The 26,268-nt window shown below is 60.1% G+C and carries 25 protein-coding genes and 4 tRNA genes; 21 read left to right on the top strand and 8 right to left on the bottom strand.

The window, feature by feature from the left end; genetic code table 11:
- Positions 1-130: 130 nt before the first annotated feature.
- Positions 131-889, bottom strand: a complete 759-nt coding sequence (locus ACIQVE_RS21610; protein ID WP_402811910.1) for a hypothetical protein — start codon at positions 887-889, stop codon at positions 131-133.
- A 383-nt stretch (positions 890-1,272) separates the two neighbouring features.
- Here ACIQVE_RS21610 and ACIQVE_RS21605 point away from each other — a divergent pair.
- From ACIQVE_RS21605 to ACIQVE_RS21590, 4 genes are all read left to right on the top strand, one after another.
- A tRNA-Glu gene (locus ACIQVE_RS21605) sits at positions 1,273-1,348 on the top strand.
- 2 nt (positions 1,349-1,350) lie between these two features.
- Positions 1,351-1,426: transfer RNA gene (locus tag ACIQVE_RS21600), tRNA-Gly, on the top strand.
- Between the two features lie 104 nt (positions 1,427-1,530).
- Positions 1,531-1,606: transfer RNA gene (locus tag ACIQVE_RS21595), tRNA-Glu, on the top strand.
- Between the two features lie 3 nt (positions 1,607-1,609).
- Positions 1,610-1,685: transfer RNA gene (locus ACIQVE_RS21590), tRNA-Gly, on the top strand.
- Between the two features lie 133 nt (positions 1,686-1,818).
- Here the strand turns inward: ACIQVE_RS21590 and ACIQVE_RS21585 are convergent.
- The 3 genes from ACIQVE_RS21585 to ACIQVE_RS21575 all read right to left on the bottom strand — a co-directional run bounded on the left by ACIQVE_RS21585 (position 1,819) and on the right by ACIQVE_RS21575 (position 3,944).
- Entirely contained in the window at positions 1,819-2,457 is a 639-nt protein-coding gene (locus tag ACIQVE_RS21585; protein ID WP_402811907.1) for a LysE family translocator, read from the bottom strand.
- 1 nt (position 2,458) lies between these two features.
- A complete protein-coding gene (locus tag ACIQVE_RS21580; RefSeq protein ID WP_402811904.1) occupies positions 2,459-3,229 on the bottom strand; it encodes a 2OG-Fe(II) oxygenase in 771 nt (256 codons plus the stop codon).
- Between the two features lie 88 nt (positions 3,230-3,317).
- Positions 3,318-3,944, bottom strand: a complete 627-nt coding sequence (locus tag ACIQVE_RS21575) for an alanyl-tRNA editing protein (RefSeq protein ID WP_402811902.1) — start codon at positions 3,942-3,944, stop codon at positions 3,318-3,320.
- Positions 3,945-4,034: 90 nt separating this feature from the next.
- On the opposite strand from ACIQVE_RS21575, the gene ACIQVE_RS21570 reads away from it, so the two are divergent.
- Complete coding sequence (locus ACIQVE_RS21570) at positions 4,035-5,033, top strand: LysR substrate-binding domain-containing protein (RefSeq protein WP_402811900.1); 999 nt, start codon at positions 4,035-4,037, stop codon at positions 5,031-5,033.
- 103 nt (positions 5,034-5,136) lie between these two features.
- On the opposite strand, the gene ACIQVE_RS21565 is transcribed toward ACIQVE_RS21570, so the two are convergent.
- Together ACIQVE_RS21565 and ACIQVE_RS21560 are read right to left on the bottom strand one after the other, a co-directional pair.
- Positions 5,137-5,544, bottom strand: coding sequence for a PA2817 family protein (locus tag ACIQVE_RS21565; RefSeq protein ID WP_402811897.1), 408 nt, complete (start codon positions 5,542-5,544; stop codon positions 5,137-5,139).
- Positions 5,545-5,632: 88 nt separating this feature from the next.
- Positions 5,633-8,080: an acyl-CoA dehydrogenase gene (locus tag ACIQVE_RS21560; protein ID WP_402811894.1), complete on the bottom strand. Its 2,448-nt coding sequence runs from the start codon at positions 8,078-8,080 to the stop codon at positions 5,633-5,635.
- Between the two features lie 249 nt (positions 8,081-8,329).
- Here ACIQVE_RS21560 and ACIQVE_RS21555 point away from each other — a divergent pair, with 249 nt between their 5' ends.
- From ACIQVE_RS21555 to ACIQVE_RS21540, 4 genes are all read left to right on the top strand, one after another.
- Positions 8,330-8,989 carry a transglutaminase family protein gene (locus ACIQVE_RS21555; RefSeq protein WP_402811891.1) on the top strand — a complete coding sequence of 220 codons (660 nt, stop codon included), beginning with the start codon at positions 8,330-8,332 and terminating at the stop codon, positions 8,987-8,989.
- Positions 8,990-9,032: 43 nt separating this feature from the next.
- Entirely contained in the window at positions 9,033-9,656 is a 624-nt protein-coding gene (locus ACIQVE_RS21550; protein ID WP_402811888.1) for a glutathione S-transferase family protein, read from the top strand.
- 122 nt (positions 9,657-9,778) lie between these two features.
- On the top strand, positions 9,779-10,711 hold the full coding sequence (locus ACIQVE_RS21545; RefSeq protein ID WP_402811885.1) for an ABC transporter ATP-binding protein: 933 nt from the start codon (positions 9,779-9,781) through the stop codon (positions 10,709-10,711).
- Complete coding sequence (locus ACIQVE_RS21540) at positions 10,708-11,487, top strand: ABC transporter permease (protein ID WP_402811882.1); 780 nt, start codon at positions 10,708-10,710, stop codon at positions 11,485-11,487. Before ACIQVE_RS21545 ends, ACIQVE_RS21540 begins: the two co-directional genes overlap by 4 nt.
- A 154-nt stretch (positions 11,488-11,641) precedes the next feature.
- Here the strand turns inward: ACIQVE_RS21540 and ACIQVE_RS21535 are convergent, their stop codons facing one another.
- Positions 11,642-12,160, bottom strand: coding sequence for a DUF2062 domain-containing protein (locus tag ACIQVE_RS21535; RefSeq protein WP_402811880.1), 519 nt, complete (start codon positions 12,158-12,160; stop codon positions 11,642-11,644).
- Positions 12,161-12,296: 136 nt separating this feature from the next.
- Here ACIQVE_RS21535 and ACIQVE_RS21530 point away from each other — a divergent pair, with 136 nt between their 5' ends.
- The 12 genes from ACIQVE_RS21530 to ACIQVE_RS21475 all read left to right on the top strand — a co-directional run bounded on the left by ACIQVE_RS21530 (position 12,297) and on the right by ACIQVE_RS21475 (position 23,754).
- Positions 12,297-14,531 (top strand): DNA internalization-related competence protein ComEC/Rec2, encoded by a 2,235-nt coding sequence (locus ACIQVE_RS21530; protein ID WP_402811878.1) that lies wholly within the window; start codon positions 12,297-12,299, stop codon positions 14,529-14,531.
- A 101-nt stretch (positions 14,532-14,632) separates the two neighbouring features.
- A complete protein-coding gene (locus ACIQVE_RS21525; protein WP_402811875.1) occupies positions 14,633-15,268 on the top strand; it encodes a MotA/TolQ/ExbB proton channel family protein in 636 nt (211 codons plus the stop codon).
- On the top strand, positions 15,265-15,693 hold the full coding sequence (locus tag ACIQVE_RS21520) for a biopolymer transporter ExbD (protein WP_042560450.1): 429 nt from the start codon (positions 15,265-15,267) through the stop codon (positions 15,691-15,693). Before ACIQVE_RS21525 ends, ACIQVE_RS21520 begins: the two co-directional genes overlap by 4 nt.
- Positions 15,693-16,703 carry a tetraacyldisaccharide 4'-kinase gene (gene lpxK, locus ACIQVE_RS21515; protein WP_402811871.1) on the top strand — a complete coding sequence of 337 codons (1,011 nt, stop codon included), beginning with the start codon at positions 15,693-15,695 and terminating at the stop codon, positions 16,701-16,703. Before ACIQVE_RS21520 ends, lpxK begins: the two co-directional genes overlap by 1 nt.
- 22 nt (positions 16,704-16,725) lie before the next feature.
- Entirely contained in the window at positions 16,726-16,911 is a 186-nt protein-coding gene (locus ACIQVE_RS21510; protein WP_003174668.1) for a Trm112 family protein, read from the top strand.
- Positions 16,908-17,672: a 3-deoxy-manno-octulosonate cytidylyltransferase gene (kdsB, locus tag ACIQVE_RS21505; RefSeq protein ID WP_402811868.1), complete on the top strand. Its 765-nt coding sequence runs from the start codon at positions 16,908-16,910 to the stop codon at positions 17,670-17,672. Before ACIQVE_RS21510 ends, kdsB begins: the two co-directional genes overlap by 4 nt.
- Positions 17,672-18,136: a low molecular weight protein-tyrosine-phosphatase gene (locus tag ACIQVE_RS21500; RefSeq protein ID WP_150616026.1), complete on the top strand. Its 465-nt coding sequence runs from the start codon at positions 17,672-17,674 to the stop codon at positions 18,134-18,136. The genes kdsB and ACIQVE_RS21500 overlap by 1 nt, the downstream gene beginning before the upstream one ends.
- Positions 18,133-19,152: a UDP-N-acetylmuramate dehydrogenase gene (murB, locus tag ACIQVE_RS21495; RefSeq protein WP_402811864.1), complete on the top strand. Its 1,020-nt coding sequence runs from the start codon at positions 18,133-18,135 to the stop codon at positions 19,150-19,152. The genes ACIQVE_RS21500 and murB overlap by 4 nt, the downstream gene beginning before the upstream one ends.
- A 246-nt stretch (positions 19,153-19,398) precedes the next feature.
- Positions 19,399-19,869 carry a (2Fe-2S)-binding protein gene (locus ACIQVE_RS21490; RefSeq protein WP_123466814.1) on the top strand — a complete coding sequence of 157 codons (471 nt, stop codon included), beginning with the start codon at positions 19,399-19,401 and terminating at the stop codon, positions 19,867-19,869.
- Positions 19,866-22,187, top strand: a complete 2,322-nt coding sequence (locus ACIQVE_RS21485; RefSeq protein ID WP_402811862.1) for a molybdopterin cofactor-binding domain-containing protein — start codon at positions 19,866-19,868, stop codon at positions 22,185-22,187. Before ACIQVE_RS21490 ends, ACIQVE_RS21485 begins: the two co-directional genes overlap by 4 nt.
- Positions 22,187-23,167 (top strand): XdhC family protein, encoded by a 981-nt coding sequence (locus ACIQVE_RS21480; protein ID WP_402811860.1) that lies wholly within the window; start codon positions 22,187-22,189, stop codon positions 23,165-23,167. The genes ACIQVE_RS21485 and ACIQVE_RS21480 overlap by 1 nt, the downstream gene beginning before the upstream one ends.
- The gene (locus tag ACIQVE_RS21475; RefSeq protein WP_402811857.1) at positions 23,164-23,754 is read left to right on the top strand and encodes a nucleotidyltransferase family protein; all 591 of its coding nucleotides are present in this window, start codon (positions 23,164-23,166) and stop codon (positions 23,752-23,754) included. The genes ACIQVE_RS21480 and ACIQVE_RS21475 overlap by 4 nt, the downstream gene beginning before the upstream one ends.
- A gap of 313 nt (positions 23,755-24,067) precedes the next feature.
- Here ACIQVE_RS21475 and ACIQVE_RS21470 read toward each other — a convergent pair.
- The coding region (locus tag ACIQVE_RS21470) for a ribonuclease E/G (RefSeq protein WP_402811855.1) at positions 24,068-26,268 on the bottom strand (2,201 nt) is incomplete at its 5' end.

Here is a 26,268-nt window from a genome sequence, read left to right as displayed (position 1 = left end):
GGTCGGTCCCCTCTCCCTTTGGGCGGTCCGACGTTTCGGGAGGGTTAGGGTGAGGGGCTTTTGATCTTCCTGCACAAACACAGCCCACAAAAAAGCCACCTCTCGGTGGCTTCTCTTTCAGCATCTGCGATCAGTCGTAGATGACTTTTTTCTTCCAGTCTGCGTCGGCTTCAACGTCTTTGAGCCCGGCAGTCAGTTGGTTCTCTTCGCCTTCCACCGGCGCAATTTTGTCCATGACTTGGGCGTTGGCACGGGCCAGCAGTTTTTCCAGGTATTGCAGTTGTTCGGAGTAAATCTGCGGGTCTTGCTGTTTGCGCAGGTATTGCACGCCGCGTTCGAAGGCGAGGCGGGCTTGGCCGGGTTGGTTTTGTTGCAGGGACTGTTGGCCGAGGTTGTTGAAGAACTCGATGTGCAGTAGCACCAGAATGTGGCGGACTTCGCGTACCCAGTGTTTGGCTTCGTTCGGTGGCAGGAAGCCGTCATGGGCGGCGCGGGTGATCTGGCCGTGCAGGGCTTCTAGAAGGAAGCGGACGTCTTTGGCTTTGGCTTCGGTCAGGATCGGCGCCGGTGGGTTGTTGACCGGGATCGATTCGCCTTGGGCTACCAGTGCGTTCAGTTCGGTGATGCGGGATTTAGTGGTTGCGCTGGTTTTCTCAAGGTTCAGCAGGCGCTGGCAGACGTTGAGTTCCAGACGGGTCAGCAGCAGCTTGAGTTTCGGAGTCATGAACTGGCCGGGGAAGGTCTCGGTCAATTCACCGCAACGGCGCAGGCGGTCGTTGAGTTCGACTTTGGTGCGGGCCTTTTCCAGTTTGTTGTTTTCCACCACATGGTTCATGTAGCCAATGGCGATCAGAATTGCGATCCCGGCTACTACTAGCAGGGTGATCATGAGTGGTGTCACCGGTAAGACCTCTTTATAGGGTTCGCATGCGAGTGTAGTGGTTGGGCATTTATGCGCCTAGCGCCGCTCGACGAGTTGAGCGGCTTGTTCAATCTGTATCGGCCGTACACTGTTTATATGAATGCTGGCGCATGATGTGCAGATTGCCATCACTGTGCGGTGGACTATAACGTCTTGGCGACTGCCGGAATATAGGCGTCAATCGTCGGGCGACGGAAAAGCTGGATCGGTGCCTTAAAGCAGGTCGAAGTCATTGATTTAAATAAATTTATATCAGGGGGTTGACGACCCCCCAATCCATCCATAGAATGCGCGCCACTTACAGCGTAAAGCACACAGCGAAACGCGGTAGGGAGTGAATGTTGTAGTGTGTCCCCTTCGTCTAGTGGCCTAGGACACCGCCCTTTCACGGCGGTAACAGGGGTTCGAGTCCCCTAGGGGACGCCAATGCGGGAATAGCTCAGTTGGTAGAGCACGACCTTGCCAAGGTCGGGGTCGCGAGTTCGAGTCTCGTTTCCCGCTCCAATTTTAAACAGCACTGCTTTCGGGCGGGGCTGAGTGAAACCAGAACCAAGTCTTCGGATGCGGGTCTGGACACCGAAACACACACCATGTGTTCCGGGTAGCGTGTCCCCTTCGTCTAGTGGCCTAGGACACCGCCCTTTCACGGCGGTAACAGGGGTTCGAGTCCCCTAGGGGACGCCATTTGCGGGAATAGCTCAGTTGGTAGAGCACGACCTTGCCAAGGTCGGGGTCGCGAGTTCGAGTCTCGTTTCCCGCTCCAATTTCACAAAAACGCCGCTCAGTGATGAGCGGCGTTTTTGTATGCGCGTTCTATGGATTCTTCGCCAAGTATTACCCAGGCGAAAAAAGGCCCACCGATGAAAGTCGGTGGGCCTTTTGCGTTGCGGGGCGAATTACCAGGACAGCATCAGTCGACCGGCAAACAGAATCAGCACGACCCCCATGGTGCGTTCGAACCAGTGCCCCATGCGCATGAACAGCAAACGCACCTGGCTGCTCGAAAAAAACAGCGCAACCACCACAAACCACAACGCATTCACAAAACACATCCACACGCCGTATAGCGCTTGAATTTTCAGCGGTGTACTGGCGCTGATGATGGTGGTGAATATCGCCAGGAAGAACAGCGTGGCTTTGGGGTTGGTGGCATTGGTCAGAAATCCGGTGCTGAAGGCCTTGAACAGGGTTTGCTCGACTACTGGCTCGTCCGGGGTTTTGTCACCCTCAAGGGTAGATTTTGGCTTGCTGCGCAGCAGGCTGACACCCAGATACAAAATGTAGGCACCGCCAATCACCTTGGCCACTGTCAGCAACCACGGGGTGGTGTGCATCAGCGCGCCGACGCCCAGCAAGGTGTAAAGCACATGTACTGAAATGCCGGCGCCGATACCCAGCGCCGTGCAAATGCCCACCAGTCGGCCAAAACGTACGCTCTGGCGAATGGTGACGGCGAAATCCGGTCCGGGAGCGACCACGGCCAGAAAGTGGATAGTGGCCAGCGCCAGAAACTCGCCCAGGTAGTTCGATAACATCTCAGCTCCAGAAGGTCAGGGGTGAAGCATTGCCGCGATAGCCGACAAAGAAGGAAAGGCTCAAGCGCGGATCGGCCACGCCCGGCGTTACCGAGTGCATGCAGCGCGAATTGAACATGATGAAATCGCCGGGCTCGGGCCGCACTTCGAGGGCCGGAGGGCCAAGCAGTGCCGGATCAATGCCGTAACTGTCACCGCGCATTTCGTCGAATTGATCCGGCGTGATGTCTTCATCCCACATTTGCAACGCGCCGCCCTCGGTCGGCATGTTCAGGTACACGTTGCAGGCAAATTGCGCCTCGAGGCTGCGGGCCTGAAAACTTTCCGGCGCGTCCTTGGCGAAAATGTCGTGGTGGGCCAGAAAGCACACGCCGGGTTTCACCACGCGTGACAGGCCGACATACATTTTGCGGCCGTAGAGGTTTTCCAGGTGCGCGCCGGCCGGCCAGGATTCGTCGAGCATGCAACGCAGCGTGTCGACCGGCGAGGAGTAGGGCGCACAGCGATCGCGCAGTTCGGCGATGTTGCTGGTGGCCCGTTCGAAGTAATCCTCGATCAGCACCGGCTGGTTTTCCGCTTCATAAAACGCCATGCCGATGCGGCCGATACTTGGTGCGTTGATATAGCCCTCAAAGCCTGGAGCGAGAATCTTGTCGCCAATCTGGATCGCCAGCGGCGCGGGCAAAAAGCCTTTGACGCGGATGGCGAGGACTTCTTCGTTGGCCAGTTTTTTTATGCACGTCTCATCGAGACGCTCGACGTCTAGCATCATTTTCTTTAGGTCCATCTATCGATAGTCAACGGAATCCGCGCGTGCGGTTCCCCCGCGCCGGACGCTGCCGGAGCAGCGTCCGAAATGCTCAGTCCACGCTGTAGTGGACGGACAACGTGCCCTTCTTCTGCGAAAGGGACGCGATCGTGACTGTGCCCAAATCCTTCAGGCTACGTACGTGGGTGCCGCCGCAGCCGTAGGCTGGCAGCTCACCAAAACCGATTTCTCGCATGCCCTCGCGCAATGAAGTCAGGCGTGGCAGATCGTGTTCGACCCATTGATCGATACCGAGTTGAACGGTTTGTGCGTCGACTTCCTGCGCGGCTTCGCCCGGTTTGAATTGCACTCGACCTTCGTCTGGCCAGTGGTGCGCCTTGATCGGCATCCAGCCCAGTGCTTGAACGAAATGTCCGATCAAATGCCCGGCCGAATGCATGCGGGTATTGAAGCAACGGCGCTGTTCGTCGACACGGATACAGGTCATACCGAGTGGTACCGGGCGGTCGACGAAGTGGATGATTCGATCCGGCTCCTGCACCACACGCAGCACCATGCTTTCGCCGATCCAGCCGGTATCACAAGGCTGGCCGCCACCTTGCGGATGAAACAAAGTGGCGCGCAGCACTACTGCGAATTCGTTCTCTTGGGGCGTGCAGTCGAGGACTTCCACATTAGCCTTGAGGTCATCACTATGGAAAAAGAGGCGAAGCGTCATATTCCATGCCCTGATTAAAGTTTCTATTTTTATTATATGAATCGTGCAATAACGTGATAATCCGTTCAAACATCAAAGGACTTGTGCGCTGTGAGCATCAATCTCCCACTTCCACTGCTCGGCGAAATGGCGATTTTCGTTAAGGTCGTGGAGACCGGCAGCTTTTCTGAAGCCTCGCGCCAACTCGGCTCTTCTCCGTCGGCGGTCAGTCGCAGCATTTCACGACTGGAAAAGGCTTTGGCTACGCGGCTGTTGCAGCGCACCACGCGCAAGCTGCGTCTGAGTGATGGCGGGGAAGAGGTGTTCAAGCGCTGTCAGGAGATGGTCAGCGCCGCCAAGTCAGTGATGGAGATCAGCGGCCAATTCACCCACGAAGCCGAGGGGCTGGTGCGGGTCAGTGTGCCGAAGGCGGTGGGGCGTTTCGTGATTCATCCGCACATGCCCGAGTTTCTGCGGCGTTATCCCAAGGTTGATGTCGAGTTGATGCTGGAAGACCGGCAGGTCGATCTGATTGACGATCATGTCGATCTGGCGATCCGCATCACTGATCGCCCACCGGCCGGGTTGGTTGGACGGCAACTGTTGACCATCGATCATTTGCTCTGCGCTTCCCCGCAATACCTGGCCGAGCACGGTACGCCGACGCATCCCCACGATTTGCTCAATCACAGCTGCATTTATCTCGGTGAGACCCCGAGCGACGCGCGCTGGAAATTCAAGAAGGGCACCAAAGCCGTGACGGTGGCTGTGCGTGGTCGCTATGCCGCCAATCACACCGGTGTACGCTTGGGCGCGGTGTTGCAGCACATCGGTATTGGCAGCCTGCCGTATTTCACCGCGCGCTATGCGCTGGAGCAGAAGTTGGTGGTGCAGGTGCTGCCAGACTGGGCGTTCCTGGCTTCATACCACGGGGGGCTGTGGTTGCTGCATTCGCCAACGCGCTACCTGCCACCGAAGTTGCGGGTGTTTATCGACTATCTGGTGGAATGTCTGGAGAAAGAGCCGACCTTGAGCAAGCCGGGGAAACCGGGTGGCGTGACCAACGCAGCGATGGCGTATGAATTGCCCGAGAGCGAAGGGTTGTTGTAAGGCAGAAACAAAAGATCGCAGCGTTCGGCAGCTCCTACATGGGAACGTATTCTCCTGTGGAGCTGCCGAAGGCTGCGATCTTTTGATCTTCAGCAGGTAAAAATCAGTGCTTGCTGTCTTGAGCGGACATCGCCAGCAGCTGCTTTTCCTGATTCCAGTCGAACGGTTCATCGTTCTGTTCAGCCTCGAAGCGACGCTCTTCCAGCGCCTGATAGAGGTCAATCTCGTCATCAGCCAGATAGTGCAGGCAGTCGCCGGCGAAGTACCACAGCAGATCCCGCGGGATCAGGTGGGCAATTTGCGGATAACGGCTGATCACTTGAGTCAGGATGTCCTGGCCCAGGTATTGGCTTTCGATCGGATCGATCGGCAGTGAAGCGAGCAATTCGTCGAAGCGCTCCAGGAACAAGGCATGGCTTTCTTCGGGAACCTGTTCGGCCTCACCTACGGCGACCAGAATACTGCGCAGATGGTCGAGTAACACAAGATGATCGGCAACGACGTTGGACACGAGATAAGTCCTCAAGAGCAAAACGGGCGCAGGAGTATAAAGCTCCTGCGCCCTTTTTTCACGGGTAACGGTTAGGCGGTAGCGGCGATCAGCGCACTTTGCCCTCTGCCAGCACCAGTTCTTCTTTGTCGAAGTCATCGACATCGATCACCTTGCGCCGTGCTGCTTCGGCATCGCGCAGGGTCTGCGCTTCAATCGGTTGCAACACACCCGCTTCCAGCGCCGCATCAATGGCGTGTTCGCCGGCCACCGGTTTGACCTGGCCGCTTTTCAACGAAGTGTGCAGTTTTTTGTGCAGTGGCTGCGCGGCATTCAGCAGATCGCTGGCGTGTTGCAGGGCACCGACGGCATCGTCTGCCGATTGCGGGCGATAGCAACCGGCAAGCAGTTCTTCCAGCGCCGGATCACCTTTGGCCCGCCCAATAACGCCTGCCACTTCGGCACCGAGTTTGTCCGATGGGCCTTTGTGGCGACGACCGAACGGGAACACGATGACTCGCAACAGACAGCCAAACACCTTGTTCGGGAAGTTGCTCAGCAACTCATCCAGCGCTCGTTCCGACTGGCCAAGGCTTTCTTCCATGGCCCATCTGAACAACGGCTCCATGTAGGCCGGCGAATCCAGATCGTGATAACGCTTGAGCGCGGCGGAAGCCAGATACAGATTGCTCAATACATCACCCAGGCGTGCCGACAGGCGTTCACGACGTTTCAGTTCGCCGCCCAGCAGCATCATGCTGAAGTCGGCGAGCATGGCGAACGCCGCCGCCTGACGATTGAGTGCGCGGAAGTAACCCTGACTGATCTTGTCGCCCGGTGCTTTTTCAAAATGACCGAAGCCGAGGTTCAGAACCAGCGTACTGGCGGCGTTGCTCACGGCGAATCCGATGTGTTTGAGCAGCAGGCCATCGAACTCTTTCAGTGCCTGATCCTTGTCCTCGCGACCGGCCAGGGCCATTTCCTTGAGCACGAAAGGATGGCAGCGAATCGCGCCCTGGCCGAAGATCATCAGGTTGCGCGAGAGAATGTTCGCGCCTTCCACGGTGATGAAGATCGGTGCACCGTTCCAGCTGCGTCCCAGGTAGTTTTTCGGGCCCATGATGATCGCCTTGCCGCCGTGCACGTCCATGGCGTGGCTGATGCATTCGCGACCGCGTTCGGTGAGGTGATACTTGAGGATCGCCGACAGCACCGAAGGTTTCTCGCCCAGATCCACGGCGTTGGCGGTGAGCATTCGCGCGGCGTCCATCATCCACGCGTTACCGCCGATGCGCGCCAGTGCTTCCTGAATACCTTCGAATGCCGACAGCGGCACGTTGAACTGCTCGCGAATCTGCGCGTACTGACCGGTTACCAGACTGGTGAATTTGGCTGCGCCGGTGCCGACTGCCGGCAGCGAAATAGAACGGCCGACCGACAGGCAGTTCATCAGCATCATCCAGCCTTTGCCGAGCATTTGCTGACCGCCGATAAGGAAGTCCAGCGGGATGAACACATCTTTGCCCGAGTTCGGGCCGTTCATGAACGCGGCGCCCAGTGGCAGGTGACGACGACCGATTTCTACACCAGCCGTGTCGGTTGGGATCAGCGCCAGGCTGATGCCGAGATCGGTCTTTTCGCCCAGCAGGTGATCCGGGTCATAAGCCTTGAAGGCTAGGCCGAGCAAGGTGGCCACCGGACCGAGGGTGATGTAGCGCTTTTCCCAGTCCAGGCGCAGACCGAGGACTTCCTCGCCTTCCCATTGGCCTTTGCAGATGATCCCAGTGTCGGGCATCGCGCCGGCGTCGGAACCGGCAAGCGGGCCGGTGAGGGCGAAGCACGGGATGTCGTCGCCACGGGCCAGTCGTGGCAGGTAGTGATTGCGTTGTTCGTCGGTGCCGTAATGCAGCAGCAATTCGGCCGGGCCGAGAGAGTTGGGCACCATCACGGTGGAGGCGAGGTCGCCGCTGCGAGTGGCGAGTTTCATGGCCACTTGCGAGTGGGCATACGCCGAGAAGCCTTTGCCACCGAATTCCTTGGGAATGATCAGGGCAAAGAAGCCATGTTCCTTGATGTGCGTCCAGGCTTCTGGCGGCAGGTCCATCGACTGACCGATCTGCCAGTCAGTGACCATTGCGCAGAGTTCTTCGGTCGGGCCATCAATGAAGGCCTGTTCTTCTTCGCTCAATTGAACCTTGGGATAGGCCAGCAGCTTGTCCCAATCCGGCCGACCACTGAACAGCTCGCCGTCCCACCAAACGGTGCCGGCATCGATCGCGTCGCGTTCGGTCTGCGACATCGGCGGCAGGGTTTTCTGGAACCAGCTGAACAGCGGCGCAGTGAAATGTTTGCGGCGCAGGTCGGGCAGCAGCAAAGGTGCCGCGACTACCGCCAATAGGACCCAGAGCACCAGCAGCAGCAAGCCTGGCGCGTGGCTGAAAATCCCCATGGCCACCAGGTAAACGGCGACGATGCCCAACGCGGGCAGCGGGGCGATGCGCCGGTGGGCGAGATACGCCACACCAATGATCAAAACCAGTATCCACAACAACAGCATATTCAGTCCTCCGTGAACCAAGGCAAATCGACCCACCAGAGCTTAGACGGCATCTGCAAAACGGGGTGGTCAGAGCAAGGTGATTAAAATCGTGGGAAACCCCGGATGGTTTTCGTAGGTTCGGTGGGCAACGCGTGTAGGAAATCGTTCGCTTATCCCGCGCCTTTGCGTCCAAGTTTGGCCGAAATGCCGTTATCTCTGTGCTTGAGCTGTCGCTAGACTCGGGGCTCACCCAGGAGATCTGTCGTCATGCGCGAGTATCTGAGTTCCGGCCGCTTCATCGATAGTGACCACCCGTCGGTGGTGGAGTTCGCCGAACAACATCGTGGTGCCAGCCGCGATCCGCTGGCTCAGGCGATCAGCCTTTATTACGCCGTGCGCGAAGCGGTGCGTTACAACCCCTACACCTTCAGTCGCGATCCGCAGACGTTGCGCGGCAGCTACGCGCTGGCGACGGGGGAAAGTTATTGCGTACCGAAAGCCACGCTGCTGGCCGCTTGCGCACGTCATTGCGGGATTCCTGCGCGTATCGGTCTGGCCGATGTCAGAAATCACCTGTCGACCCCGCGCTTGCTTGAGCTGCTGAAAAGCGATGTGTTCGCCATGCACGGCTACACGGAGATGTTTCTCGACGGTCGCTGGGTCAAGGCGACCCCGGCGTTCAACCAAAAACTCTGTGAGTTGTTCAACGTTGCACCGCTGGAATTCGATGGCATCAACGACAGCGTTTTCCACCCGTTCAATCGTGATGGCGCGCAACTGATGGAGTATCTGATCGATCACGGCCAGTTCACCGATGTGCCGGAAACCTTCTTCTTTGAGCACCTGGAAAAATGCTATCCGCACCTGTTCGGTGATCACTTGCCGCAACAGTTGGGTGACATGCAGAGTGATGTCAGCCATCTCTGATCCGGCGTATGCTGCCTGCCCACTCATGCGCAAAGAGGCGGTCATGCTGAAGATCTGGGGACGGAAAAACTCATCGAATGTCAGGAAGCCACTGTGGGCCGCCGAGGAATTGGGCCTGGCTTACGAGGCGATTGATGCCGGTGGTGCATTCGGCGTCGTCGACACGCCCGAGTATCGGGCGATGAACCCGAACGGCCGGGTGCCAGTGATCGAAGATGACGGTTTCGTGCTGTGGGAATCCAACGCCATCGTCCGTTATCTGCTGGCAAAACACGCACCGAACAGCGCGTGGTACTCCGTCGATCCGCAAGCCCGCGCCGTCGCCGACAAGTGGATGGACTGGACCACTTCGAGTTTTGCCGGTCCCTTCCGCACGGTGTTCTGGGGCGTGTTGCGCACCCCGGCCGACCAGCAGGACTGGCCCGCCATTCACGCCGCGATCAAGGAATGCACCGAGTTGTTGTCCATGGCCGATAAGGCCCTTGCCAGCCAACCTTACTTGTCCGGCAACGAAATCGGCATGGGCGATATCCCGCTCGGCAGTTTCATTTATGCCTGGTTCGAGATGCCCATCGAGCGCGCGGCGCAACCTCATCTGCAAGCCTGGTACGAGCGCCTGAAGCAGCGTCCGGCGTATCAGAAAGCAGTTATGACCGCGTTGACTTAATACCTACTATCGACACGCTTGACTGTACTTGTGCGGCGGCGGCAAGCACCATTGCGCTCTTGCGCCGCGGCTGGATCCATCGCCGCCGTCTCCTTTTTCCCTTCTTGGTGCGTAAATCAGATATGAGTTCCGCTCTGTCCATCCGGCAGCTAACCAAAACCTACGGCAACGGGTTCCAGGCCTTGAGTGGTATCGATCTGGACGTCGCCGAAGGTGACTTTTTCGCCTTGCTCGGCCCTAACGGTGCCGGCAAATCCACGACCATCGGCATTCTCTCGACCCTGGTGAACAAGACCAGCGGCACGGTGAATATCTTCGGCCATGACCTGGACAAGAATCCTGCACAGCTCAAGCGTTCGATCGGCGTAGTGCCGCAGGAATTCAATTTCAACCAGTTCGAAAAGACTTTCGACATTGTCGTGACCCAGGCCGGTTACTACGGCATTCCGGCGAAAATCGCCAAGGAGCGCGCCGAGCAGTACCTGACTCAGCTCGGTCTGTGGGACAAGCGCGACGTGCCGTCGCGTTCGCTGTCCGGCGGCATGAAGCGGCGTCTGATGATTGCCCGCGCGCTGGTGCATGAGCCGCGTCTGCTGATCCTCGACGAACCGACTGCCGGGGTCGACATCGAGCTGCGCCGTTCGATGTGGACGTTCCTCACCGAACTGAATCAGAAAGGCATCACCATCATCCTCACCACGCACTATCTGGAAGAGGCTGAGCAACTGTGCCGCAACATCGGCATCATCGACCACGGCACCATTGTCGAAAACACCAGCATGCGTCAGCTGCTCGGTCAGCTACACGTGGAAACCTTCTTGCTCGACCTCAAGGGTGATCTGGCTGCCGCACCGCAACTGGTTGGTTATCCATCGAGACTGGTGGATGCACACACGCTGGAAGTCCAGGTCGACAAGTCGATGGGCATTACCGCGCTGTTCGGCCAATTGGCGTTGCAAAACATCGAAGTGCTGAGCCTGCGTAACAAAACCAATCGCCTCGAGGAACTGTTCGTGTCCCTGGTGGAGAAAAATCTGTCGAAGGTGGCGGTATGAGTTCCGAGTTACGTCCCAACCTCGTCGCCCTCCAGACCATTGTTTACCGCGAGGTCAAACGCTTCACGCGGATCTGGCCGCAGACGTTGCTGCCGCCAGCGATCACCATGGTTCTGTACTTCGTGATCTTCGGTAACCTGATCGGTCGGCAGATCGGCGAGATGGGCGGCTTCACCTACATGGAGTACATCGTGCCGGGGCTGATCATGATGTCGGTGATCACCAACTCCTACGGCAACGTGGTCTCGAGCTTCTTCGGCAGCAAATTCCAGCGCTCGATTGAAGAACTGATGGTTTCGCCGGTTTCGCCGCACACGATTCTGATCGGCTACACCTGCGGTGGCGTACTGCGCGGTTTGATGGTCGGGGTGATCGTGACCATCCTGTCGCTGTTCTTTACCGATTTGCAGGTGCATCATCTGGGCGTGACGATTCTTGTGGTGGTGCTGACGGCGACGATTTTCTCGCTGCTGGGCTTCATCAACGCCGTGTTTGCGCGCAACTTCGATGACATCTCGATCATCCCGACTTTCGTGCTGACCCCGCTGACCTATTTGGGCGGCGCGTTCTATTCGATCACCTTGCTGCCGCCGTTCTGGCAGACCGTGTCGCTGGCCAACCCGGTGCTGCACATGGTCAATGCGTTCCGTTACGGCATTCTCGGGGTGTCGGATATCCGCATCGGCATCGCGATCACCTTCATGCTGGTGGCGACGGTGGTGCTGTATGTCGGTTGTGCACGGTTGCTGGTGAGTGGGCGCGGGATGCGTACCTGATCCAAAACCGCGCCGCGTGAATTCGCGAGCAAGCTCGCTCCCACAGAGATCTTCAGAGCGACGGAGATCCAGTGTGGGAGCGAGCTTGCTCGCGAAGGCGGCATCAAAAACACCACAAAACAAAACGGCCTCCATTGCGGAGGCCGTTTTGCGTTCACGACATGCGTTTTTTCTTGCGCCGCGCCCATTGCCGGGACACCCACCAGCGCCAATACATCATCACGCCGAAATAGGCGATGACGCCAAGCACCAGACCGACCACTACCGAGCCCAGCAAAAACGGCTGCCACAACGTCGACAATTCACCGCTGATCCATTCCCAGGTCAGCTCATCCGGCAAGTGCCGCGTCGGCACGTCCATCAGCCAGGCGCCGGTCTGATAGGTGCAGAAAAACACCGCCGGCATGGTGATCGGATTGGTCAGCCACACCAGGCTGACGGCAATCGGCATGTTGCCTCGTACCACGACCGCCAGTGCGGCGGCGACCAGCATCTGAGCGGGAATCGGCAGAAAAGCGGCGAACAGCCCAACCGCCATCCCTCGGGCCACCGAGTGGCGATTGAGGTGCCAGAGGTTTGGGTCATGCAGCAACTTGCCGAGAAAGCGTAAGGATTTGTGTTCCCTGATGCTCGTCGGGTCGGGCATGTAACGTTTGAATAAGCGCCGGGGCATAAGGCATCTCGGTCGGTTAAGGCGGCAAGTATGTCTGGATTCCATGAACCTCCCATTCAGACTTTGTGACAATTGTTGACGACGGTCGTGCCAAATATCCGCTATGCCTAAGTTTGGGACTCTCAAGGACGGGCTTATGCGCACAGGGATGATGGCGCTGGCAGTCGGTTTGCTCGCTCCGATATTTATGCCGGCCTTACCGCCGGTCTGGTTGATGGTGGTGCTGCCGGTCGTGGGTTTGATGTTGCTGCCGTTTCGCAGCTATCCATTGGCTTTTCTGCTTTTTGGTTTCACATGGGCCTGCGTCAGCGCGCAATGGGCTGTGCAGGATCGATTGCCAGTCGAGCTGGACGGTGAAACCCGTTGGCTCGAAGGGCGGGTGGTCGGCTTGCCGCAAAACAGCGACGGCGTGGTGCGCTTCGAGTTGGCGGACGCCCATTCGCGCCACGGCAGACTGCCGTCACTGATGCGCCTGGCCTGGTACACCGGGCCGCCGGTCAACAGCGGCGAACGCTGGCGCCTGGCGGTCAAGCTCAAACGCCCGAGTGGTTTACTCAATCCGGACGCCTTCGATTACGAAGCCTGGCTGCTCGCACAACGCATCGGCGCCACGGGCACGATCAAGGAGGGGCAGCGCCTGAGCGAGGCGCGCTGGGCGTGGCGCGACAGCATTCGTCAGCGCTTGCTGGCGGTCGACGCGCAAGGTCGGGGAGGGGCGCTGGCGGCGCTGGTGCTGGGCGACGGCACGGGGCTCAGTCGCGAGGATTGGCAGATTCTGCAGGACACCGGCACTGTGCATCTGCTGGTGATTTCCGGCCAGCACATTGGAATGTTGGCAGCGGTGATGTATTTGCTGGTCGCCGGGTTGGCCCGTTATGGACTGTGGCCGCTGCGTTGGCCGTGGCTGCCTTGGGCTTGTGGCCTGGCCTTCGCCGCGGCACTCGGTTACGGGTTGCTCGCCGGATTCGATGTTCCGGTGCGACGGGCCTGCGTGATGGTCGGGTTGGTGCTGTTGTGGCGTCTGCGCTTTCGTCATCTCGGCGCCTGGTGGCCGTTGTTGCTGGCGTTCAATGGCGTGCTGTTGCTGGATCCTCTAGCCAGTCTGCGCCCTGGGTTTTGGTTGTCCTTTGCGGCAGTGGCGGTGCTGATCTTCACCTTTGGTGGTCGTCTGGGGGCGTGGCGCTGGTGGCAGACTTGGACGCGGGCGCAGTGGTTGATCACGATCGGCCTGTGCCCAGTGTTGTTGGCGCTGAATCTGCCGATCAGCTTGAGTGGGCCGTTGGCGAATTTGCTGGCGGTGCCGTGGGTCAGTCTGGTGGTGCTGCCGCCGGCATTGCTCGGGACTCTGTTGTTGCCAGTGCCGTATGTCGGCGAAGGTTTGTTGTGGCTGGCGGGCGGTTTGATCGACTGGCTGTTCCAGGGCTTGGCGCTGATCGCCGGGCAGTGGCCCGCGTGGATTGCGCCGTCGCTTCCCGCTTGGGCGTTGGCCATCGGCAGTCTCGGTGGCGTGCTGTTGCTGTTGCCGCGCGGGGTGCCGATGCGTCCGCTGGGCTGGCCATTATTGTTGATTCTGGTCGTGCCACCACGGGAGCGACTGGCCGAAGGGCTGGCCGATGTCTGGCAACTCGATGTCGGCCAGGGCCTGGCGATTCTGATCCGTACGCGTCATCACGCGCTGCTCTACGATGCCGGGCCGCGGTTTCGCGATTTCGATCTTGGCGAGCGTGTTGTCCTGCCGGCTCTGCGCAAACTGAATGTCGAGACACTGGATCTGATGCTGCTCAGCCATGCCGACGCCGATCATGCCGGCGGTGCTTTGGCCGTTGCGCGCCGTTTGCAGGTGAAACGAGTCATCAGCGGCGATCCGCCGGGGCTGCCAGCCGAACTGAGCGCGCAGGCGTGTGAAAGTGGTCAGCAATGGCAGTGGGACGGTGTCAGTTTTCAACTCTGGCAATGGGCGGACGCTCACGACAGCAATCAGCGCTCCTGCGTGTTGCAGATCGAGGCCAATGGCGAGCGCCTGCTGCTGACCGGCGATATCGACACGCACGCCGAGCGGGTTTTGCTGGACAGCCCGCTGAACGTAGCAACGCATTGGCTGCAAGCCCCGCACCACGGCAGCCGCAGTTCATCATCGACGGCATTGCTCAAGGCGTTGAAACCCGAAGCCGTGCTGATATCCCGTGGCCAGGGCAACTCGTTCGGCCATCCGCATCCGACGGTCATTGCGCGTTATCGCCAGCAGGGTCTGCGTATTTACGACAGCGCCGAGCACGGTGCCATTCATCTGCAACTGGGCACGTTCAAACCACCGTGGACAATGCGCCAGCCCCCGCGTTTCTGGCGTGAACCACCGCTGTTCTCGCATTGAGCGGGGTAAGCGTGAAGGCGACATCACGGTCGTCGGAGGGGCGGGTCTTAATCGCGAACCGGTATGGTAAAGTGGCGCACTTTTTCGAGGGGACTGTCACTGTGTGGGAATTGGTCAAATCCGGCGGCTGGATGATGCTGCCGATCATTCTGAGTTCCATCGCGGCCATGGCGATTGTCGCCGAGCGCCTGTGGACCCTGCGCGCCAGTCGCGTCACCCCCGAGCATCTGCTGGGCCAGGTCTGGGTCTGGATCAAGGACAAGCAGCTCAATAAAGAAAAACTCAAGGAATTGCGCGCCAATTCGCCGCTGGGGGAAATCCTCGCCGCAGGCTTGGCCAACTCCAAGCATGGTCGCGAGATCATGAAAGAGTGCATCGAAGAGGCCGCCGCCCGGGTCATTCACGAACTCGAACGCTACATCAACGCACTCGGCACCATCGCCGCTATGGCGCCGTTGCTGGGTTTGCTCGGCACCGTACTGGGCATGATCGACATTTTCAGCGCGTTCACCGGTTCCGGCATGAGCACCAACGCCTCGGTTCTGGCCGGTGGCATCTCCAAAGCGCTGATTACCACGGCGGCGGGCCTGATGGTCGGTATTCCGGCCGTGTTCTTTCACCGTTTCCTGCAACGCCGCATCGATGAGCTGGTGGTGGGCATGGAGCAGGAAGCGATCAAACTGGTTGAAGTGGTGCAGGGCGACCGTGACGTTGACCTGGCTGAGGGCCGCGCGTGAAATTCCGTCGCAAGCCCCGGGAAACCGTAGACATCAACCTCGCGTCGTTGATCGACGTGGTGTTCATCCTCCTGCTGTTTTTCGTCGTGACCACCACATTTACCCGCGAAACCCAATTGCGCGTGGATCTGCCGGAAGCCGTCAGCGGCTCGCCGGCCGAAGATCAGCAACTCAAGCAATTGGATGTCGCCATCAGCGCCGAGGGCGTGTTTTCGGTGAATAACAAGATTCTGCCGAAAAACGATCTGGCGACGCTAATGGAAGCCATGCAGAAGGAATCCAACGGCGATACCAGCATGCCGTTGTCGATCAGCGCCGATGGCAAGGCTCAGCATCAATCAGTGATCACCGCCATGGACGCGGCCGGCAAGCTCGGTTTCAGCCATCTGCGCATGACCACGGTCGAGGCGGCGCCTAAATCCTGATGAGCCTGTCCGATCGCTTGCTCGCCGCGTGGTATCAGGGGCACCCGGCTCTGACGCTGTTGCGACCGCTGGAAATGCTCTATCGCCGCGTCGTGGTCAACAAGCGCCAACGTTTTCTCGACGGTGAAGGCGAAATCTATCAGCCGCCAGTGCCATTGATCGTGGTTGGCAACATCACGGTTGGCGGCACCGGCAAGACGCCGATGATTCTCTGGTTGATCGAACATTGCCGGCGTCGCGGTTTGCGCGTCGGCGTGGTCAGTCGTGGTTACGGCGCCAAACCGCCGCAGTTGCCCTGGCGAGTCGAGGCCGATCAAAGCGCCGACATTGCTGGCGACGAACCGCTGTTGATCGTGCAACGAACCGGCGTGCCGCTGATGATCGACCCCAATCGCAGCGCCGCCGTCAAAGCCTTGTGCGCCAGTGAACCGCTGGACCTGATCCTCTCCGACGACGGCATGCAGCACTACCGACTGGCGCGGGATCTGGAGCTGGTGTTGATCGACGCCGCCCGTGGCCTAGGCAACCAACGCTGTTTGCCAGCCGGGCCATTGCGCGAGCCTATCGAACGTCTGCAAAGCGTTGACGGTGTGCTGTTCAACGGTGCCGCCGAGGACCGCCACGACGGTTTCGCTTTCCGCCTGCAACCCATCGCGCTGGTCAATCTGCGCAGTGGCGAACGCAAGCCGCTCGATCATTTTCCGGCCGGTCAGGCTGTGCATGCGGTGGCCGGGATCGGCAATCCGCAACGTTTCTTCAATACCCTCGAAGCGCTAGACTGGCGGCCAGTCCCGCACGCGTTTGCCGATCACGCCGAATACAGCGTGCAGGCCTTGAATTTCACACCGTCATTGCCGTTGGTGATGACTGAAAAGGACGCGGTGAAGTGCCGTGCCTTCGCGGCTGCCGACTGGTGGTATCTGGCGGTCGATGCCGTGCCGTCGCCGGCCTTCGTGGCCTGGTTCGACACACAGCTGATGCGCCTGTTACCGGAACGTCTTTTGTCTTAACTCTTTTATCCAGGGAATGTTCATGGACACCAAATTGCTCGATATCCTCGCGTGCCCTATCTGCAAAGGCCCGCTCAAGCTCAGCGCCGACAAGACCGAACTGATCAGCAAGGGCGCCGGCCTGGCGTACCCGATCCGTGACGGCATCCCGGTAATGCTCGAAAGCGAAGCCCGAACCCTGACCACCGATGAGCGTCTGGATAAATGACCACTGCCTTCACCGTTGTCATCCCGTCGCGCTATGCCTCGACCCGGCTGCCGGGTAAGCCGCTGCTGGACATTGCCGGCAAGCCGATGATCCAGCATGTCTGGGAACAGGCGAGCAAAAGCAGTGCCACCCGTGTGGTGGTGGCAACCGACGATGCGCGCATCGTCGAGGCCTGCAAGCGCTTTGGCGCCGAAGTGGTGCTGACCCGTGAAGATCACAACTCGGGCACCGATCGTCTGGCCGAAGTCGCGGCGAAACTGGGCCTTGAACCCGACGCGATCGTGGTCAACGTCCAAGGCGACGAGCCGCTGATTCCGCCAAGCGTGATCGATCAGGTCGCCGCCAACCTCGCGGCCCACACCGAAGCGCGCATGGCCACGCTGGCCGAGCCGATCGAAGATGTGGAAACCCTGTTCAACCCGAACGTGGTCAAGGTCGTCAGCGACCTTAATGGTCTGGCGCTGACTTTCAGCCGCGCAACCTTGCCGTGGGCCCGCGATGCGTTCGCCAAGAACCGCGAGCAATTGCCGGAAGGCGTGCCGTATCGTCGCCACATCGGCATTTATGCCTACCGCGCCGGGTTCCTTCAGGACTTCGTCAGTTGGGGCCCGTGCTGGCTGGAAAACACTGAATCGCTGGAGCAACTGCGTGCCCTGTGGCACGGCGTGCGGATTCATGTCGCCGACGCGCTGATCGCGCCGCCGACCGGTGTCGACACCGTCGAAGACCTCGAGCGCGTTCGTCGCCTGCTGGAGGCCTGATGCGGGTTTTGTTTGTGTGCCTGGGCAACATTTGCCGGTCACCCACCGCCGAAGGCGTGTTGCGCCGCAAACTGCGTGAAGCGGGGCTGGCGGATCAGGTCGAAGTGGCCTCCGCCGGCACCGGCGACTGGCACGTTGGCAACTCGCCAGACAAGCGCAGCCAGGCCGCGGCCAAGGTGCGCGGTTATGATTTGTCGGCGCAACGCGCGCAGCAGGTCAGCCGTGCCGATTTCGCCAGTTACGATTTGATCCTGGCCATGGACAACAGCAACCTGCGCAACCTCAAGGCGCTGCAACCGTCCACCGGCAAGGCTGAGCTGGATCTGTTCCTGCGTCGTTATGCCGGTGTTGTCGATGAAGTGCCGGATCCGTATTACGACGGCGATCAAGGTTTCGAGCAGGTGCTGGATCTGATCGAAGCAGCCTGTGACCAACTGCTGATCGAAGTGAAGGGCCGGTTATGAGTCTGCTGGTGCAACCCCGGGTTTCCCTGAAACCGTTCAACAGTTTTGGCGTAGACGTTCACGCGCAGCTGTTCGCCGAAGCCCACAGCGACGCCGATGTCCGCGAAGCGCTGGCGTATGCCGCGTCTCACGATGTCCCTTTGCTGGTGATCGGCGGCGGCAGCAACTTGCTGCTGACCGCTGACATTACGGCGCTGGTGCTGCGCATGGCCACGCGCGGTATCCGCATGATCAGTGATGACGGCAGCCGCGTGGTGATCGAAGCCGAAGCGGGCGAGCCGTGGCATCCTTTTGTGCAGCACACCTTGGCGCAGGGTTTTTCCGGGCTGGAAAATCTCAGTCTGATCCCCGGCACCGTCGGCGCTGCGCCGATGCAGAACATCGGCGCCTACGGTGTCGAGATCAAGGACGTGTTCGCCGGGCTCACTGCGCTGGATCGCCAGACCGGCGAGCTGTGCGATTTCAGCCTGGAAGAATGCAATTTCGCCTACCGCGACAGCGTGTTCAAGCAGCAGCCGGGGCGTTGGCTGATTCTGCGCGTGCGCTTTAAGCTCGACCGCGTCGCGCATCTGCATCTGGAATATGGCCCGGTGCGTCAGCGCCTGACCGAGCAGGGCATCGAGCAACCGACGCCCACTGACGTCAGCCGCGCAATCTGCAGCATTCGCAGCGAAAAACTACCGGACCCGGCAGTGCTCGGCAATGCCGGCAGCTTCTTCAAGAATCCGCTGGTGCCGGCAGCGCTGGTGGCGCAGATCAAGGCGCAGCATCCGGATCTGGTGGCCTACGCGCAGCCGGACGGGCAGATGAAACTCGCCGCTGGTTGGCTGATCGAGCGTGCCGGCTGGAAGGGTTTCCGTGAGGCCGATGCCGGCGTGCATAAGTTGCAAGCGCTGGTGCTGGTCAACTACGGCGCGGCGACCGGCCTGCAGTTGCTCGAACTGGCGCAGCGTATCCAGAAAGACATTAGCGAACGTTTCAATGTCGAACTGGAAATGGAGCCCAACCGCTATTGAGGCTACGCTTGTTAAGCGTCATCCAAAGCCCTGCACTGATTAAAAAGTGCAGGGCTTTTTTGTTAATGCTGGGTTAACTTAGCGAGCTAACGATACCGATCATTTGCTCCACCAAAGGCCCGGTGCAGACCTTCCTGTCGGCACAAGAGAGCCCATTAGCCTGAGTCGATCTGCGCGAACCCATCGCTGATTTTTCGGCGGCAGATTGCTCGACCCCATAACCTCCAAAAATATGCGGGCGTGCCCATGATTACCCTGAAACTCAATGGCCAGGACCATCCACTCGATGTCACCGAAGACATGCCGCTGCTCTGGGCAATTCGTGACGTCGCCGGTTACAACGGCACCAAATTCGGTTGCGGCATGGGCCTGTGCGGCGCCTGCACCATTCATATCGATGGTTTGCCGGCGCGCAGTTGCATCACGCCGATCGGCTCTGTCGTCGGCCAGAACGTCACCACCATCGACAATTTACACGCCGACCCGGTCGGCCAAGTCGTCCAGCAAGCCTGGCTCGACAGCGCCGTGGCGCAATGCGGTTTTTGTCAGGGTGGGCAGATCATGTCGGCCACCGCTTTGCTCAAAACCAATCCCAACCCGAGCGATGAGCAGATCGAAGAAGCGATGGTCGGCAACATTTGCCGTTGCGGCACTTACAACCGAATCAAAACTGCGATACGCCAGGCTTCCACCCACCTGAAGGAGGCCAAGGCATGAGTCGCCTACCGAATGATTTCGCCCTGAGCAATCTCAGTCGACGCGGCTTCCTTAAAGGCGCCACCGCCACCGGTGCACTGGTGCTGGCGGCGAGCTGGGGTTGGCAGGATGCGTTGGCCGAAGACAAGCCGAAGCAGTTCGGCGCCGACGGCATGCCCAATGGCTGGATCGACGATCCGAAGGTCTATGTCAGCATCGCCACCGACGGCACAGTGACTGTTGTGTGCAACCGTTCCGAGATGGGTCAGGGCGTGCGCACCAGTCTGACCATGGTCGTCGCCGACGAACTGGAAGCTGATTGGGCGCACGTCAAAGTGCAGCAGGCGCCGGGCGATGAGGTGCGTTTCGGCAATCAGGACACCGACGGTTCGCGCAGCATGCGTCACTGGTACGAGCCGATGCGCCGTTGCGGCGCGGCAGCCCGCACGATGCTTGAGCAAGCGGCGGCCGCGCAATGGAAAGTGCCGGTCGGCGAGTGTCATGCGCAACTGCACAAGGTCATTCACAAACCGTCCGGGCGTGAACTGGGGTACGGCGAACTCGCCGCTGCGGCCAGTGCGTTGGCGGTGCCGGCGCGCGACAGCCTGCGCCTCAAGCAGCCATCGGAATTTCGCTATATCGGCAAGGAAGGTACCAAAGCGATCGACGGTGACGACATCGTCAAAGGCCGCGCGGTATACGGCGCCGATGTTCACTTTGACGGCATGTTGTACGCGACCATCGCACGTCCTGCAGTGTATGGGGGCAAGGTCAAATCGCTGGATGACAGCGCGGCGCTGAAAGTGCCCGGCGTGATAAAAGTCATTCAAATCGAAGGCCGTCCTCTGCCTTCGGAGTTTCAACCGTTGGGCGGTGTGGCAGTCGTTGCCAGCAACACTTGGGCGGCCATCAAAGGTCGCGAGGCGCTGAAGATCGAATGGGATGACGGCCCGAACGCCAGTTACGACTCGATCGCTTATCGCAAGGAACTGGAAGCGGCGTCGCTCAAACCCGGCAAAGTGGTGCGCAACACCGGCGATATCGACAAGGCCCTGAGCAGCGCTGCCAGCAGCCTGGAAGCGTCTTACTATTTGCCGCATCTGGCGCAGGCACCCATGGAGCCGATGGTGGCCATCGCCCGTTTCAACAAAGGCGTTTGCGAGGCATGGGCGCCGAGTCAGGCGCCGCAGGTTACGCGTGAACGCATCGCTGAGCGCCTGGGGGTGCCATTCGATAACGTCACCGTCAATGTGACGCTGCTGGGTGGTGGTTTCGGGCGCAAGTCGAAACCGGACTTCGTCATTGAAGCGGCGATCCTCGCCAAGGAGTTTCCTGGCAAGGCAGTGCGGGTGCAGTGGACGCGCGAGGACGACGTGCACAACTCGTATTTCCATACCGTGTCCGCCGAGTACCTGAAGGCGGGTGTGGGCAAGGACGGCATGCCGTCCGGCTGGTTGCATCGCACCGTGGCACCGAGCATCACCGCGCTATTTGCGCCGGGCATGAACCACGAAGCGGCTTTCGAACTGGGTATGGGCTTCACCAACATGGCCTACGCGATTCCCAATGTGCGTCTGGAAAACCCTGAAGCGATGGTGCACACGCGGGTCGGCTGGTATCGCTCGGTGTCGAACATTCCCCATGGTTTCGCGATTCAGAGTTTCGTCGATGAACTGGCGCACAAGGTCGGTGTTGATCCACTCAAATATCAGATCAAGCTGCTTGGCCCGGATCGGCAGATCGATCCGCGCACCTTGAGCGAAGAGTGGAATTACGGCGAATCTCCAGAGCGTTATCCGATCGACACCGGTCGCATGCGCGCCGTGCTCGAAACTGCAGCGAAGGCTGCCGGTTGGGGCCGTCAACTGCCAAAGGGTCGTGGCCTGGGGCTGGCGGTGCATTACAGCTTCGTCACCTATGTGGCGGCGGTGATTGAAGTCGAGGTCAAGGACGATGGCACGCTGATCGTGCACAAGGCTGACATCGCCGTGGATTGCGGGCCGCAGATCAACCCTGAACGTATTCGCTCGCAGTTCGAGGGTGCTTGTGTGATGGGCTTGGGCAACGCCGTGCTGGGTGAAATCAGCTTCAAGGACGGTAAGGTCCAGCAGGACAATTTCCACATGTACGAAGTCGCGCGCATGTCGCTGGCGCCGAAGGAAGTCGCGGTGCATCTGGTCACGCCGCCGGGCGACGTGCCGTTGGGCGGTGTCGGTGAACCGGGCGTACCGCCGATTGCGCCGGCGCTGTGCAATGCGATCTTCGCCGCGACCGGCAAACGCATCCGCAACCTGCCGGTGCGTTATCAGTTGCAGGGTTGGCAGAAGGCAGAGGCCTGATGGACAGCGTCGATCTGAATGTCCTGCGCAGCGTGCTCGAATGGCGCCGCGCCGGTCAGCGCGTGGTGCTGTTCAGCGTGGTGCAGACCTGGGGCACGGCGCCCCGTTCGCCCGGCGCCATGCTCGCCTTGCGTGAGGATGGCGTGGTGATTGGTTCGGTGTCCGGCGGGTGTGTCGAGGATGACTTGATCGCCCGGCTGCACGACGGGCGGATCGCCACCGACGGGCCACCGGTGCAACTGATCACCTATGGCGTCACGCGTGAAGAGGCGGCGCGGTTCGGCTTGCCGTGTGGCGGCACGTTGCGCCTGACAGAAGAGCAGGTCGGCGACCCGGCGTGGGTCGCCGAACTGCTCGCGCGATGTGAAGCCCACGAGATCGTTGCCCGTGAGCTGAACATTGAAACGGGTGAAGTGGTGCTGGCGCCCGCGAGCAAATCCGACTCACTGCAATTCGATGGCAAAACCCTGCGCGCGATCTACGGCCCGCGCTGGCGTCTGCTGTTGATCGGCGCCGGGCAGTTGTCGCGCTATGTGGCGGACATGGCGCGGTTACTGGATTTCGAGGTGCTGATCTGCGATCCGCGCACCGAGTTTGTCTATGGCTGGGAGGAACATCACGGCCGTTTCGTTCCGGGTATGCCGGACGATGCGGTGCTGAGCATCCAGACCGACGAGCGCACGGCGATTGTCGCGCTGACCCACGATCCACGACTGGACGACATGGCGTTGCTCACCGCGCTCGATTCGCCGGCCTTTTATGTTGGTGCGCTGGGGTCGCGGGTCAACAGTCAGAAACGCCGGGAAAATCTGGCTCAGCTAGGCTTGTCAGTAGCAGCGATCAAGCGTTTGCACGGGCCGATCGGTTTGCATATCGGCAGTCACTCGCCGGCAGAAATTGCCTTGTCCTTGCTCGCGGAGATTGTTGCGATCAAGAACGGCGTCGAGTTGAAACAGAAGAAATCACTGGAGGGCGCATGAGTCGATCCATCGGTGTGATTGTGTTGGCGGCGGGCGAGGGCAGCCGCTTTCGCCAGGTGGCAGGCGCGGACAAGGACAAATTGCTGGCCGATTGCACCGGTCGCGATGGCACCGTGCGTTCTGTGATCGAGCACGTGCTGGTGAACCTGCCTGCCAATCTCGACAAGCGCGTATTGGTGACGACTGAAGCACGGCCGCAGGCGATGCGTATGGCGCAGGCTTATGGATGCGAGGTGGTCTCGATCGAGTCGACCGGCATGGGCGACAGCATTGCCGCGGGCGTGGCGGCATGCCCGAATGTGGATGGCTGGCTGATCGTGCTGGGGGATATGCCGTTTATCTTGCCGTCGAGTATCGAGCGGGTGGTGGCAGCGATGGCGGACGATGCGGTGAGTGTGCCGGTGCAGGATGGCGAGTTTGGGCATCCTGTGGGGTTTGGTCGCGCGTTCGGTTCGGGGTTGTTGGCGCTGAGTGGTGATCGTGGTGCCAAGCCGTTGTTCAAGCAGGGAAGGATGGTTGAGGTGGCGGTGGATGATCCTGGGGTGTTGTGGGATATCGATGTGCCTGAAGCTTTGGTGTTCGCTTAATATCCCTCACCCTAACCCTCCCGAAACGTCGGACCGCCCAGGGGGAGAGGGGACTGATCGAGTCAAATTTGCCAACTCCGCAGACCTGAACGAGCTTCACCGAATCCATAATCGCCAAGATCTCTCCGGTTGATTATGGATTCACAGCAGCATTTTCATGTCGGCGTACGTCGCGAGCATCCTGCGGTCGGCCCCCTCTCCCTCCGGGAGAGGGCTGGGGTGAGGGGAGTGGATCTACAACCCAACACAGAAATCGAGACATAAAAAAGCCCCGCCTGACGAATCAGGCGGGGCTTTTTAGTGGCTTACGGAATCAGACGAGTGGTTTAGGCTCGTGTTCTTCTTCCTGGGCCTCTTCGTGTTGCTGTGCCGCGTCCTGAACGGAGCGTGGAGCTTCAGCGATGACCGAATCAACCACGGTTTCTTCAGTGGACTGGGCAGGAGCTGCCTCTACCACTTCAGCAACCACTGGCTCGGCAACAACCGGAGCAGCAGATGCAGCCTGCTCGGCTTCCTTCGCCAGACGCTCTTCTTCACGCTTGCGACGACGCACTTCACGCGGATCGTTTGGTGCGCGGCCGTTTGCTGCCAAGGCGCTGACCGGAGCAGTTTCAACCACTGGGGCTGGTGCTTCGACAACCACCGGAGCTTCGACGATTGGAGCTTCGACGACTGGCGCTGGAGTCGGCTCGGCAGCCTTCACTTCTTCTACCACTGGCGCTTCGTATGCAGGCGCTGGTGTTTGAGCGGCGGCTGGCTCGGCAACCCAGTTGAATGCAGTCTGCTCTTCGCGAACTTCACGCACGGTTTCGGTCACGGTTTCAGCGACGGTTTCAACAACCGGCTCTGCAACAACGACTGGCGCCTCGGCGACCACGGCAGGTTCAGCAAACGCTTCAAACTGAGCCTGGGTTTCGCGAACCGGTGCCACTTCAACTTCCGGCGCTGCTGCCACTTCCACTGGAGTGGTGGCTTCAACAACCGGCGCTTCCACTGGAGCAGTTTCCAGGGTAGCGGCGGTGGCGCGTTCGGCTTGCTCGTGAGCTTGTGCTTCAGCCGGAGCGCTGATCACGCTGCTGGCAACGGCGGCAGTCACGGCCAGGCCAGCGGCCAGATCGGCAGTGCTTGGGCCTTCAGCGTTTTCGTCGGACTCGGATTCAGACTCTTCCGAACCTTCGATCACGTTGCCATTGGCATCACGCTGACGCTCACGACGGTTGCTGCGACGACGCTGACCGCGGGAGCGGCGACGTGGGCGATCGCCTTCGGCGCTCTCCGAACCGTCTTCCGGCAGTTGCTCTTCGTTGCTGATGACTTCTTCTTCCTCAGCGGCGGCAGCAACGGCCTGTTCGGCGCGTGGTTGACGCTCTTCACGCGGCGGACGCGGTGCGCGCTCTTCACGTGGCTGACGGGCCGGACGCTCTTCAGCGGTGACGGCAGCAGCGGCGGCTACAGCTGGAACGGCATCGAGTGGCTCGCGCAGTTCACGTACACGTTCTTCACGCTCGCCACGTGGCTTGCGATCTTCACGTGGAGCACGTGGTGCACGCTCTTCACGCGGGGCGCGTGGTGCGCGCTCTTCGCGGGCGACTGGCGCTTCGGTGCGGGCTTCACGAGGCTCGCGAACTTCACGGGCTTCACGTGGCTGACGCTCTTCACGCGGCTCGCGTGGGGCGCGTTCTTCACGCGGTGCGCGTTCTTCGCGCGGCTTGCGTTCTTCATCGCGGCGACCGTTACGGTTGCGGCTCTGCTGACGACCGTTGCGACGCTCTTCGTTACGGGCCGGACGCTCGGTGGCCGGTTTTTCAACCACAACCGGAGCAGCTGGCTCTTCTTTGCTAGCGAACAGACTGACCAGCGACTTCACCAGACCTTTGAACAGGCTTGGCTCTGGCATGGCAACTGGCGCAGCAACGGGTGCCGGTGCAGCCACTTCGGCCGGGACCGGAGCATTGGCGCGGGCCGGAGCAGTTTTCACTGCGGCTTCCTGGCGAACCAGAGTGCGGGTCGCGGCGGCTGGCTGAACTTCTTCAACTTCGGCAGCAGCGGCAGCAATTTCATAGCTCGACTGGCCGGTGGCGGCTTCCGGGCTGTCATCACGCAGACGCTGAACTTCGAAGTGCGGCGTTTCGAGGTGATCGTTCGGCAGGATGATGATGCGGGCGCGGGTGCGCAGTTCGATCTTGGTGATCGAGTTGCGTTTTTCGTTGAGCAGGAACGCAGCAACCGGGATCGGCACTTGGGCGCGGACTTCGGCGGTGCGGTCTTTCAGGGCTTCTTCTTCGATCAGACGCAGGATCGCCAGCGACAGCGATTCAACGTCACGGATGATGCCGGTGCCGTTGCAACGCGGGCACACGATGCCGCTGCTTTCGCCCAGCGATGGACGCAGACGCTGACGGGACATTTCCAGCAGACCGAAGCGCGAGATACGGCCGATCTGCACGCGAGCGCGGTCGGCTTCCAGGCCGTCGCGGACTTTCTCTTCCACGGCGCGCTGGTTCTTGGCAGGGG

Origin of the sequence: Pseudomonas sp. NPDC098747, assembly GCF_044760045.1 — a bacterium.
Lineage (GTDB): Bacteria > Pseudomonadota > Gammaproteobacteria > Pseudomonadales > Pseudomonadaceae > Aquipseudomonas.
The sequence above is the reverse complement of the archived record's forward strand: the minus strand, read 5'-3'. Positions and strand labels throughout refer to the sequence as shown.